General features: G+C 60.5%; 13 protein-coding genes. 8 read left to right on the forward strand and 5 right to left on the reverse strand.

The features are described from left to right. Positions 1 to 81: 81 nt before the first annotated feature. Positions 82 to 921: an alpha/beta hydrolase gene (locus IB243_RS04050; protein ID WP_192425136.1), complete on the reverse strand. Its 840-nt coding sequence runs from the start codon at positions 919 to 921 to the stop codon at positions 82 to 84. A 13-nt stretch (positions 922 to 934) separates the two neighbouring features. Beyond that, positions 935 to 1777 carry a tripartite tricarboxylate transporter substrate-binding protein gene (locus IB243_RS04055; RefSeq protein WP_225584687.1) on the reverse strand — a complete coding sequence of 281 codons (843 nt, stop codon included), beginning with the start codon at positions 1775 to 1777 and terminating at the stop codon, positions 935 to 937. 332 nt (positions 1778 to 2109) lie between these two features. Here IB243_RS04055 and IB243_RS04060 point away from each other — a divergent pair, with 332 nt between their 5' ends. Continuing rightward, positions 2110 to 2796, forward strand: a complete 687-nt coding sequence (locus IB243_RS04060) for a GntR family transcriptional regulator (protein ID WP_192425140.1) — start codon at positions 2110 to 2112, stop codon at positions 2794 to 2796. A gap of 111 nt (positions 2797 to 2907) precedes the next feature. Here the strand turns inward: IB243_RS04060 and IB243_RS04065 are convergent, their stop codons facing one another. Next, positions 2908 to 4467, reverse strand: a complete 1560-nt coding sequence (locus IB243_RS04065) for an MFS transporter (protein ID WP_192425142.1) — start codon at positions 4465 to 4467, stop codon at positions 2908 to 2910. Between the two features lie 82 nt (positions 4468 to 4549). Between IB243_RS04065 and IB243_RS04070 the strand changes: the two genes are divergently transcribed. Further along, positions 4550 to 5470: a LysR substrate-binding domain-containing protein gene (locus IB243_RS04070; RefSeq protein WP_192425144.1), complete on the forward strand. Its 921-nt coding sequence runs from the start codon at positions 4550 to 4552 to the stop codon at positions 5468 to 5470. A 9-nt stretch (positions 5471 to 5479) separates the two neighbouring features. On the opposite strand, the gene IB243_RS04075 is transcribed toward IB243_RS04070, so the two are convergent. After that, positions 5480 to 6373, reverse strand: coding sequence for a LysR family transcriptional regulator (locus IB243_RS04075; RefSeq protein WP_192425146.1), 894 nt, complete (start codon positions 6371 to 6373; stop codon positions 5480 to 5482). A gap of 102 nt (positions 6374 to 6475) precedes the next feature. Here IB243_RS04075 and IB243_RS04080 point away from each other — a divergent pair, with 102 nt between their 5' ends. The 6 genes from IB243_RS04080 (at position 6476) to IB243_RS04105 (ending at position 11825) form a co-directional block, all read left to right on the forward strand. Then, on the forward strand, positions 6476 to 7207 hold the full coding sequence (locus IB243_RS04080) for an SDR family NAD(P)-dependent oxidoreductase (protein ID WP_192425148.1): 732 nt from the start codon (positions 6476 to 6478) through the stop codon (positions 7205 to 7207). A 46-nt stretch (positions 7208 to 7253) separates the two neighbouring features. Next, on the forward strand, positions 7254 to 8327 hold the full coding sequence (locus IB243_RS04085; protein ID WP_192425150.1) for an alkene reductase: 1074 nt from the start codon (positions 7254 to 7256) through the stop codon (positions 8325 to 8327). A 30-nt stretch (positions 8328 to 8357) separates the two neighbouring features. Then, positions 8358 to 9182, forward strand: a complete 825-nt coding sequence (locus IB243_RS04090; RefSeq protein ID WP_192425152.1) for a pirin family protein — start codon at positions 8358 to 8360, stop codon at positions 9180 to 9182. Positions 9183 to 9247: 65 nt separating this feature from the next. After that, positions 9248 to 9856 carry an isochorismatase family protein gene (locus IB243_RS04095; RefSeq protein ID WP_225584688.1) on the forward strand — a complete coding sequence of 203 codons (609 nt, stop codon included), beginning with the start codon at positions 9248 to 9250 and terminating at the stop codon, positions 9854 to 9856. 386 nt (positions 9857 to 10242) lie between these two features. Further along, positions 10243 to 11187, forward strand: coding sequence for an FAD-dependent monooxygenase (locus IB243_RS04100; RefSeq protein ID WP_225584689.1), 945 nt, complete (start codon positions 10243 to 10245; stop codon positions 11185 to 11187). 197 nt (positions 11188 to 11384) lie between these two features. Further along, a complete protein-coding gene (locus IB243_RS04105) occupies positions 11385 to 11825 on the forward strand; it encodes a hypothetical protein (RefSeq protein ID WP_192425156.1) in 441 nt (146 codons plus the stop codon). On the opposite strand, the gene IB243_RS04110 is transcribed toward IB243_RS04105, so the two are convergent. Beyond that, positions 11822 to 12124: a helix-turn-helix domain-containing protein gene (locus IB243_RS04110; protein WP_108616423.1), complete on the reverse strand. Its 303-nt coding sequence runs from the start codon at positions 12122 to 12124 to the stop codon at positions 11822 to 11824. The two genes, IB243_RS04105 and IB243_RS04110, sit on opposite strands and share 4 nt — an antisense overlap. Between the last annotated feature and the right edge of the window lie 6 nt (positions 12125 to 12130).

Here is a 12130-nt window from a genome sequence, read left to right on the forward strand (position 1 = left end):
CTGGTTCGCCACCAGAGCAATTCGGGGCATTTGTGACCGCAGAAGTAAGCCGTATTGGAGCGCTTGTAAAGTCGCGGAATATCAAGGTGGACTAGTTTTGCGCACGCCGTGAAGGCGACGAAAGAACGTGTTCACAGCCAGCTGCACATGGGCCGCACTGTGCGCAGCGCCGGGCACGACGTCCAGGAAGGCATGCATGCCGGCCTCACACAGCAGCCGGTGCAGGGTGCGCGCACGCTCCACGCGCGTGCCGCCCGCGTCGTTAACGCCCTCGCGGTACAGCACATGGGGCGGCTGCACCACGATGTCCGTGCCCGTGTCCTCAGCGCCTACCACCACCTGCACTGGCAGACCGCGCAAGCCGGCGCGGTCAACCGGCGTGTCGAAGAGGGCGGGTACGTCGCGCACGCCTACGAACCAGTCGCGCGACTCGTCCAGTGTGTTAACGATGCCGGGCGCCCCCACAGATACCGCTGCCAGTTGCGCCGCATGCAAGTACATGAAGCGGTGCGCAAACTGCCCGCCGCCCGAAAAGCCCGCTAGCCAGAACCGGTGCGTCGGCAGGCCAAAGCGCGCACGCACCTCGTCCACCATGGCCAGCAGCACTTGGTCGTAGCGGATGCCGCGGTACTGTAGGTAGATGTAGTTGTGCAGTTCCTCGTCATCGGTCATGGCCACCGGGAACAGCGGTGCCAGCACGATGCAGTTGGTTTCGTCCGCCAACTCGCTGCACAGCGCACGTGCCGTCTCGGGCGCACGCTCGGAGCCATGCACGGCCACCAGGACGCGAAATCCCTTGGCCAGCTCCTGCGTGTAACCCGGTGGCACGTAAACCCCATACGAAAAACGTCGGTCGAAGCGGCACGCCTGGAAGGGAAAGACCCCAGTGGCCTGGTCGATGCTGAAAAGGGGAACGCTCATGCGGCCTGCCCCCTCACTGCGGCGTGGCGCCGGAGCGCTTGACCAGCGCCGCGTGCTTGGCCAGCTCGCTCTGGAAATACTGCGCTGCCTGGGCCGGCGGCATCAGCACCGGTGCTAGGCCCTGGACGGCAATCGCCTCCTTCACTGCGGGCTCGTCCATGGATGACTTAAGGTGCTCGTAGTACTTGCCTACCAAGTCGGGGGACATCCCCTTGGGCGCGATCAGGGCCAACCAAGCGTCGAAGCTGTAAGCGGGCAACGTCTCGCTGATACTGGGCACCTCGGCCAGCGCTGGCGAGCGTTTGCCCGTGGTCACGCCAAGCGCGCGCAGCTTGCCGGTCTTGATGAGCTGCGCCACCGAAGGCAGCGCCAAGTAGGCCATGTGCACCTGCCCGCTCACCAGGTCGGCCGTGAGGCCGCCTGCATCCTTGTAAGGCACGTGCGTGGTCTTCACGCCCGCTTCGGCATCGAACAACTCGCCCGCCAAGTGCAGCACAGTGCCAATGCCCAGCGAGCCGTAGTTGAAATCGCCTGATGGGCGTGCCTTGATCTGGGCAATCAGCTCCGGCACGCTTTTCGCAGTGACAGTGTTGGACACCACCAGCACGATGGGTACCACGCCGATGATAGTGATGGGTGTGAAGCTGTGAATTGTGTCGTAGGGCAGCGACTTGAACAGGCTGGGGTTCACCACATGGTTGGAAGACACGATCTCCAGCGTCAACCCGTCGGGTGCCGCGCGTGCCACCTGCGCCGTGGCCAGCGTGCCGCCGGCACCCGGCAGGTTCTCCACCACTACGGGGTGGCCCGTGCGCTGCCCCAGCGGTGCCGACACCACGCGCATAAAAGCATCCATGGCCGAGCCCGCCGGGCCGGGTACCACAACGCGCAAAGGTCGGGCCGACTGAGCCCGGGCAGGTCCGCACAGCGCAAGGGCGGCGGTGGCGAGCAGCGAGGCTCGGCGGGTTATGAAAGGGCTCTGCATAAGTGTCTCCGGGCGAGATGTTTTGGGAAAAGTGTGCACACTTTGGAGGTTCGAGGCTGTAGATCAATAAAAAGTCGCGATCAAATCTCTCTCTTTATCAATAAAAGTGTCCACACTTAATTCTATTTCCACAAATCTGCGCGAGAAACATGGTGTTATCCCGCATTTCTGTCGACACTAAGTGCATAAAAACTTGGATCACCATGACATCCACACCCCAGACAGGGCCCATTGAAGAACGGGCCAGTGACGACATTACCGTTGCCAAGATCTTTGAATCGCTGCGCATGCGCATCGTCTCGGGCGAAATCGCGCCCGGCTCGGTTATCAACTCGGTGGAGATCGCCTCCCACTTCGGTACTAGCCGCACACCCGTGCGCGAGGCCCTGTTGCTGCTGAGCCAGTACGGTCTGGTCACCCTGGCGGCGCGGCGTCGGCCCCGTGTGTCAGAGGTCTCGGCCAAGGCCATCCGCGACCTGTATGCGCTACGCACGGCCCTGCACGCCTACCTCTCGCAAGCCATCGTGCAGGCGGCCCCCGAAGCCGCGCTGCGCGCGCTGCGCGCCCAGGCCGTGGCACTGATCGAGGCCTTCGACACCCGTTCCACCGAAGCCCACCTGGTGGAGGTGGAGGCCTACCTGGCCGAAGAAGTGCGCTTGGGCGATAACGAGGTGGTCGCTGGCGTACTCGATTCACTGCAGTGGCGCATCGCCTGGTTCCGACGGCTGGGAGCACTGAGCCGTGAACAGCTCAAGATGCTGTCCGCAGACCGCCTGCGCGTGGCCGACGCCTACCTCGACCGCGACGCACGCCTGGCCGAGGCGCTCAACCGGTCCATGCTGAAGAAGGCGGGAGACTTCTGCGAGCAGAGCTTTTTGCGCGGCCACTGACGGCATTCAATGAAGATCAGCGCGGCAAGGGCGGGTACCTGACTCACGTTTCTACCGCGCCAGCTGACGGCGTTAAAGACGCTTGCAAGAATTGCAGCTGTTGCGATGCCATCATTTCATCAAACGTTGCACCGCCATGGCAATCGCTCCCAACACCCCAACCGCCGCCACCACTGCGAAGTAGTCCACGCATGCCATCAGCGTTGCCTGCTGCGTGACCATCTGCGCGAGCTGGGCCACTGCCAAAGCGTCTGCATTGGCTCCGGCACCGTTTGCGGCCAAGGCCCGGCTTACCGCTTGCAGCGTCTGGACGTAGATCGGATTGCTGTTTTCAAAGCGACTGACGAGCACGGTGTAGTGTTCAGTGCTACGCCACTGGAGCATCAACGCCGACGAAGCGACTCCTAACGCGGTGCCGAACTGGGCCAGCATGTTCTTCAGTTGCTGTGCATGCGACAGAACGGTGTCGTGGTGCTGCACATCGCGGAAGGTATGCATCGCCGTGGTCGCCATCACGAATATCAGAAAGATGCCGTTGAAGGCCAGAGCGGGCAGGACGTCGGCCCAGATATGCACATCGCCTGTGAGCCGCGACAGCAGGATGCCGAATACGGCCAGCGAGACAAAGCCAGCCATCAGAAACTTCTTTGGGCCAGGCCACTTGGGCAGTGCCCACATCATCACCAGCCAGGCCACCAGCGCGCTTGACAGACCCAGCGTCTGCACCCTCCCAACAATCTCCCATGGAACGCCAAGTCCCCGCTGGAGCATCATCGGCAGGATGTAGTTGTTCGCTCCGAGCAGCACGTAACACAACATGAATACAGCGACGCCGACGATGTATCGCGGGTGCTTGAGAGATTGGAGGCCTAGTAGCGGCCGGTCATGCTGGCGAATGGCGCGGAAGAAGTACAACATTGCCACCGCCCCGCATCCAATGATGCTGAGAAGCATCGTGGCGTCGGTGAAAAAGTCGTACTGGCTTCGCTGGATGGCATACAGCATCAGGAAGCTACCGCCGGCCAGACTCATGAAGAGCACCGGATTGCTCTGGCTTCGCAGGTCGTCCGAGACCAGCGCTGTTGGCAAAGATAGCGTGGCGACGACTGCGGCGGCGGCAGCCACGAGCATCAGCAGTACGAAGATGCCATTCCACTCATCCTGCGCGACCGTCAGCGACGCCAGGCCGGGGGCGAAAGCAATGCCAGCTGCCAGGCCTGTCGCGAAATACTTGATGCCAACAAACCGCTGGGGACTGGGTGGAATCAGGTTCACCAGTACGCGCCCCGTCGTCATGAACGCAGCGCCCCCCAGGCCCATGATGACGCGCCCAATCATGAATGCAGGGTATGAGTCGCTGGTAGCGCAGATCGAGCATCCGAGGATGAAGAGGCCAAGCGAGGCCAAGACAAAGTTTCTCCACCCAAGGCGCTCGGCGAGCCAGCGCTGCTTGGATATGGTCGAGATGGCCACCGCCGCGTAAGCCACCGTGGTCAGACTGAACTCTTCGGGCGACGCTCCGATTTCACCCATGATGGGACCTGCTGCGAAGGCAATCATCCCGGACTGGAGAAACTCAAGCAGAGTCAGCAGGAAGATGGTGGCCAGCAACGCGAATGACGGTGCAGTTTGGGTGGCAGGGATGGGGGCGGGAGCCGTATGGGAGGACATCCTCTGACTTTATGGATGCACCAATGGATTGATAAGATGACAATCTAGCAAAGAACTAGTGCAACATTGCACCAATCAATCCGTGGAAGACCTGAACGACCTCTATTACTTCGCGGCAGTGGTGCAGCACAACGGATTTTCGGCTGCAGCACGTGCGACGGGGGTGGAGAAGACGCGATTGAGTCGACGGGTGGCCGAGCTGGAACGGCGCCTCGGCGTACGACTGCTACAGCGCTCAACGCGCCGGCTGGCTCTTACCGAGGCCGGGCAACGGTTTCATGTTCTGTGCTCTGCAGCGGTTGAAGGCGCTGCCGCTGCATACGAGAGCATCGCTGAACTGCAAACGGAGCCTGCAGGGACTGTCCGCCTGTGTTGCCCCGTAGTGATGGCACAGAGCTACATCGCTCCTATCTTGCCGGGCTACCTTTCTCTGCATCCGAAGGTGAAGGTGTTCCTGGAGGCCACGGACCGCGCGGTCAATCAGATTGAAGAGCGGTTTGACCTAGTGCTGCGCGCCCGCCCGCAAATGGATGGCGATGGCGGCATGGTGGTGAAGACCCTGGGCACGGCACGGCGCATCCTAGTGGCCAGTCCTGCCTTTCTACAGGCGAACGGAACACCGAGCAGCCTTGATGAATTGACACGTTATGACGTGGTAAGTCCGCTCAGCGACCAACCAAACGGGGCCAACTTGTGGAACCTCACCGACAACAACGGCAAGTCACTCGAAGCGAAGCTAAATCCTCGGTTGGTATCGAGTGACCTGCGCGTTCTGCATCAAGCAGCGCTGCACGGTATTGGCATCGCACTTATGCCAACCCCTATCGTGGCCGATGCCCTGCGAAGTAGTATGCTCGTGCAGGTATTGTCCGAATGGACAGCGTCGGAACATTTAATTCACCTCGTGTATCCGCCACCTCGCGGAATGCTTCCGTCGGTGCGCAGCCTCATCGACTACCTGGTTGCCCATCTGCCGCCAGCCATCCAGGGAGCGCGGCCCTGAGGCGCGCACTCATCCTCTGACCGCGTCGCTACGTTGACCCAACCGCTCCTGCAAGAACTCGATGAAGCGCTGTACCTTGGCCGGAAGCAAACGTGTCTCCGTCATAGCGTAGACCGGCGTCGGCTTACCTTCCCACTCTGGCAGAACCCGCTGCAGGCGTCCTGCGGCCACATCTTCTGCCACGATTTCCACAGGCAGAAGAACGATGCCCATGTCCAGGGTGGCCAAGCTGCGGAACATCCCGACGCTGTTGACCAGGAACCGCCCACCCACGTCCACCTGGACAGTTTCTTCTGCTCTGTGCAGCTCCCACTTCGCGGCCTTGGCAAACCCGAGGCATTCGTGCTGGGACAGCTCCGACGGATGCTGAGGAGCGCTGGATGTTTTCAGGTAGCCCGGCGACGCATAGGCCTGTACGGACAAGCGAGCCAGCAGTCGGGCAATCAGGTTCGAATCGCCCTGTTCACCCATCCGGATGGCTACATCGAACGGCTCTGCAACCAAATCCACCCGCCTCGGCGTGAGGTCGAAATCGAAGGTGATGCCGGGATAGCGGCGTGCAAATTCCGCCACCAGCGGGGCCATGTAAATCGTGGCGAAGTCGACTGGTAGTGAGGCGCGGAGTACGCCACTGGGCTGCGCGAGCATCTCGCTCAGTTGCTCATGCGCGATGCGTGCCTCGTCGACGATGCGCCGGCTGCGCTCGTAGTACAGCTGCCCAGCTTCCGTGAGCTCCACTTTGCGTGTCGTGCGATGCAGCAGCCGCAAGCCAATGGCTTTTTCCAGAGCGCTGATGCGGCGCGACAGGGTTGAGTTCGGCACCCCCGTCACATCAGCCGCGCCCCTGAAGCTGCGTGCGTGCGCCACCTCGACGAAGAGTGCCATGTCATTCAACAGCTCCATTCCAATTGCTCCATTTATGAATCAATGTTTGCCATTTTCATATATTTATCTCCAAGGAGGAATAATAAACAATAACGACATCGCATTCACAGGAGAGATTCGATGTCCAAAGGAACTGCAGTTATCACCGGCGCCGCCAACGGCATCGGCCAAGCGTATGCACAGCGCTTGGCTGCCGACGGCTTCGACATTGCCGTCGCAGACGTGGTCGATGCATCCACAACCAGAGGCCTGATTGAAGCCACGGGTCGCAGGTTCTTCTCGGCTCTAGTGGACGTGACGTCGCCCGAATCCACACTCCAGTTTGCCGCCGACGTCGCGGCCAACTTGCCACCAGTCGTAGCTCTGGTGAACAACGCAGGCATCTACCCCTGGAAGTCCTTTGCGGACACTGATTACGCACTGTGGCGCAAGGTGCTGGGCGTAAACCTCGACGGTGCGTTCCTCATGAGCAAGGCGTTCATTCCAGGCATGAAGGAGCGCAAGCTCGGCCGCATCGTCAATGTGGCCAGCAGCACGCTCTGGCTGAACGTGCCCGACATGTCTGCCTACATCGCCAGCAAGGGCGGTGTCATTGGTCTTACCCGCGCGCTGGCCAGCGAGTTCGGCGCCTCTGGCATCACGGCCAACGTCATCGCTCCCGGCCTGACGAACACCAAATCGATGCGCAGCACGAATGAGGAAATTTTCGAATTCCTCCCGAAGCTGCAAGCCATTCCCCGAACGCTGGAACCCACGGACCTAGTCGGCGTGGTCTCGTTCCTGTGCTCCCCGGACTCCGCTTTTGTAACGGGTCAAACCGTCGTCGCCGACGGTGGGCAAGCCCGCCTGTGATTCAGGCACCTCCCCCTACCTCTCATCCACTTTCCAAGGATTCGCAATGAGCCAACTTCTGACCCCCGTCCGCATCGGCCGTGTTGTCGCCCCCAACCGCGTTCTGATGGCCCCCATGACACGTTCCCGTGCAAACGAAGACGGCGTTGTCGGCGACATGACGGTGACCTACTACGCCCAACGCGCCAGTGCAGGCCTTCTCATCACCGAGGGCGTATTCCCGTCGGCCTGGGGCAAGGGTTACGTGAACACCCCCGGCATCGAAACGGAAGAGCAGGTTGCAGCGTGGAAGAAGGTGACCGAAGCCGTGCACGCACGCGGTGGCCGCATATTCATGCAGCTCATGCACTGTGGACGGGTCTCGCACCCCTCGCTGCTGAACGGTCAGACACCCGTCGCTCCTTCCGCCATCAAGCCCGAGGGGCAGGCCTGGACGCCCGTCGGTCAAGTCGACTTCGAGACGCCTCGTGCACTGAGCCTGAAAGAGATTGCTGGCGTGGTTGATGACTATCGCCAAGCGACCCGCCGCGCTATCGAAGCAGGCTTTGACGGCGTGGAGTTGCACGCAGCTTCGGGCTATCTGCCGGAGCAGTTCTTGTCCTCTGGAAGCAACCAGCGCACGGACTTGTATGGCGGCTCCGTGGAGAACCGCGCCCGCTTCGTCCTGGATGTACTGGATGCCATGGCTTCTGAAGCAGGCGCGGACCGCGTGGGCATAAAGATTTCACCGGAGATGAACTACAACAGCATCACCGATGCGGCTCCTGAAGAGACCTACAAGTACCTCGTGAGCCAACTGCGCGAATGGAACCTGGCCTACCTGCACGTCGCACTGTTCGGCAACTCCGCCGTGGACTACCACGCTCTCCTGCGCCCGCTGTTCAACGGTGCCTACCTGATTGGTAGCGGTCTGACCCAAGAGAGTGCTGAGAAGCTGCTTCAAGAGAAGAAGGCCGATGCCACCGTCTTTGGCGCGCCGTTCCTTGCCAATCCTGACCTGCCGGAGCGCTTTCGCGTGGGTGCCGAGCTCAACACGCCTGACCGGAGCACGTTCTTCGCACCACCCACCGCCAAGGGCTACATCGACTACCCCGCACTGGTGCCCGCAGAAACTGACTGAAGTGGCGTAGCGCCACAAGGAGAAATCATCATGACCACTATCGCTCGTATGCAACGCGCCAACCGGGGAACCCAGTTCCGCGCCTACCGCCTGCACGGTTCCGACCCCGCGCTACTCGACCCCTTCATGGGTATCGACCATGCCTGGATGAGCGCGCCCACCTTCCCACCCCATCCGCATGCGGGCTTCTCTGCAGTGACCTACCTGTTTCTCGATTCGGAAGCAGGCATCGCCAACCGCGACTCTCAAGGTAACAGGACACTGATTGAACCCGGAGGCCTGCATTGGACGGCAGCGGGACGTGGTGTGGTTCATGAAGAGAACCCTGCAGTGCTCGGTAGTACGACGCATCTGCTGCAAATCTTCGTCAACTTGCCCAAGGACCGCCAGAACGCAGCGCCGTTCGCACTGACGTTGCGCCCACAGGACGTGCCAGTTGTGCAACGCCCAGGTGCACGGGTACGGGTTCCTCTGGGAGCCTTTGGCGACGCTCGCTCGCCGCTGACGCCGCCCACCGAGGTCACGCTGATGGACGTGACGTTGGAGCCCATGGCTGAACTTGAAGTGCCGGTGCCAGCGGGACAACGTGCCTTCTTCATGCCGGTGTTCGGCAGTGCGGAAATCGACGGCAAGAGCTTTGGCCTGGAAGACCTCGGTGCACCTGTCATGCCGACCGTTCCCGATGCAACGACCCACAAGCTCGTGGCCAAGGCCGATGGCGCCAAGGTTGCCGTCTTCATTGGCAAGCCACTGCACCAACCCATTCTCTCGAATGGCCCCATGGCCTTTGCGAACAAGGAGAGCCTTGCCGCTGCGGCCGCCGCTTACCACCGTGGAGAAATGGGAAGCCTGTAAAGGCCGCCACGCACTTCGGGGCAAGTGACCCACCCGCCCCAAAACCAACCCAAAGGAGCTACATCATGTCTGCACAATTTACCGCCGAAAACACTGCACTGCTGCTCATCGACCACCAGGTCGGCACCATGCAGCTCATCAAGAACATCGACAAGGAACTCGCTGCCAAGCAGTCGATTGCCTTGGCCAAGATGGCAAAGATTCTCAATATGCCGGTCGTCATTACGTCCAGCCAGGAAGATCGTGCACAGGGCCCCATCCTCCCCGAAATCGCACAAATCCTGCCAGAAGCGCACGAGGCGCGCATCAAGCGTCCCGGTGTGGTCAACGCCTGGGCTTACCCCGATTTCAAGAAGGCTGTGTTGGCCACCGGCAAGAAGAACCTCATCATGGCTGGTGTGACTACCGATGTGTGTCTCATCTTCCCGGCCATTGACGCAGCCAAGGAAGGCTTTGGCGTGCAGGCCGTGATGGATGCATCTGGCTCTCCAAGCGACCTGTCCGAAGAGTTCTCGCGCCAGCGCATGCGCGACGCTGGCGTCGTGCTCACAGCCACCAACACGCTGATGGCTGAAATCGCACAGGACTGGTCCACGCCGACCGGCCAACAGCTGATTACGCTGCTGTTCACCGACGTGTTCCCTGCACTCGGCGCAGGCATTACGCAAGGCTGATGGAATGCATGTGAGTCGGAGCTAGGCTTGCTACGGCCCACATGCTGCGATACCAACACTGAAAATTTCTCCGTATGCCATTGAATGAATCTGGCATCGTTGTGGTGGGAGGCTCCCTTGCGGGACTGACCCTCGCCCTGGCAAGTGCCGCACGTGGCTTGCCCGTTCAGGTGCTGGAGCGCTCGTCGCAGAGAACGCAAGGTGGCGACAGCTTGAGCGTCGACTTGGCTGCGATTGCGAGGACTGTGGGTTATGACCCCCGCGTTTCTCCGCGACTGCCTGTTGTCTTTGCGTACAGGGACAGGCACCTCACTACATGGCCGGCTCTGTATGGCTGGCTGCGCGATAGGGTTAAAGAGACGCCAAGCATCTCTCTCCAGGAAGGAATGTCCGTCGCATCAGTACAGGCCCTGCACGACAAGGCGGAGGTTGTGTTCGAGGACGGCTCGAAGATGCAGACGGATGCTGTCGTCGGCGCCGATGGTTATCACAGCGTTGTCCGCCGCGCGATTGCGCCAGACGCGCCATATGCACGCTACGCAGGCTATCTCGTGTGGCGAGGTCTGGTAGACGAGCAAGCGCTGACGCGACCTGTCTCCTGGCCATCCAATGGCGGATTGTGGATTGATATCGTGCGTGGCTATCGCTTGGTGGCGGCTGTGCTGCCAGGTCGGGATGGCTCCATGGAGATTGGACACCGCCAGGTGACGTTCGCATGGTTTGATGCACATCGAGATGAACTGCTGCGTGCGACGAATCGCTTGACCCCAGAGGGTTTTCTGGTTGGCACACTCGGAAGAGGCAGCATCGACACGGAAGTACGCTCCGAGCTCCTGTCCATGATTCATGGCCTTTGGCCCGAAATGTGGGCTGAGGCAGTAGCACTCGGCGTGCTGTCGACAGCCTCACTGAGTGGTGCGCCTATCGCAGAGTACGTGCCAGAAAGACTGGCCGCTGGACCGTTGGCCATTGTGGGGGATGCTGCTCACGTGGTTTCACCAATGACTGGGAGTGGCTTCGCGTCAGGGGTGGATGATGCTGCGGTGCTCTCCCGCATGCTGGCGGAGCGGAACGACGAAGAGCCCGTTTCCGCGGCTTTGCAGAACTATCAGTCTGCGCGATTGCCTTACGTCCGCGCACTGGTCAACCATTCACGCCGCCTGAGTGCTGAATACGTTTACCAAGCATCCTCCAGACAAGTCGCGACGGGCGGCCCTCTTTGGTACCCAATGCCAATCGAAGCGTCTTGGTCCAGCCACACCTGGGCGTGGCGTTCCGCTGCAGTTGTGCGAAATCGCAAAACTGCCGGTCAAGTTCGGCCAAGCGGGTGAGATCTAAGCGGTTTTTCAAGGGAAGCAAACGCAGAAGGCAACCGGCTGGTTGCCTCTTCAAGCACATTGGGGCAACCGGTTTATTTCCATTGGAGACGAGCGCACTTGGAACGATAAAACGTAATGCCTGTTCGGCTATCTTCGCACGCCACGGTCTCGAAAGGGACCAATTGGTCTCATATTAACTTGAATGGCGAATGATGCTGCGTTTGGAAAAAGCGACTCTCGGAAAATTTGGAGCACAGGACATGATGGACCTGATCACGTCACGGGGATGGGAAGCCATCCTGCCGGATGCGCTTGATGACAACCACCTGTTGCTGGTGTCAGACCAGTTCAGAGACCTTCTTTCGGGCGTTGGCTGGAACGGGGGTCATGACCCCGCACCTGCAGCCTTGCCGCTCACCCTGTTGCTGCTTTCGAAGGCGGGAGCCAAACGTTCAGGAGACAGCCTGGAGGTCGGCCTGGAAACTCTGCAAGAAGCACTGTGCCTGCTCAGCACTGCTGTTGATCGGGAGATCGTCAATCGGATGTTGCAGCGCCAAGATGCCGCCCCCATTGGCACTGGACTGATTCAAGGTCTGCAAATGCTGGTTCAGCACGCCATCGAGCAAACTGACTCCGAATGCCACGCCTAATCGGAAATGATGCCCTTGAAGTCAGCTTTGACGGTCTTGAGGAGTTCATTGACCAAGGTCGTGTCCAGATCAGGGCAGTACGCAGCAGCAATCAGCGTTAAAGGGTGGATCTGCATCTGCTCGGCCAACACCTCAATGGTGCGGATACTGGGAACTTGATGACCCTGCTCGATACGGCTGATGTGTCGGCGGCTCGTCGCCAGCAGCATGTCCTCCTGAACCAAGCCTTGTGCAGTGCGCAATTGCCGCAGCGCCCGACCAAAGTCGGCTTGGGGTTGAACACTCTTTCGGGAAGACATCCTCCC

It is taken from the genome of Acidovorax sp. ACV01, assembly GCF_014851495.1.
Lineage (GTDB): Bacteria > Pseudomonadota > Gammaproteobacteria > Burkholderiales > Burkholderiaceae_C > Acidovorax > Acidovorax radicis.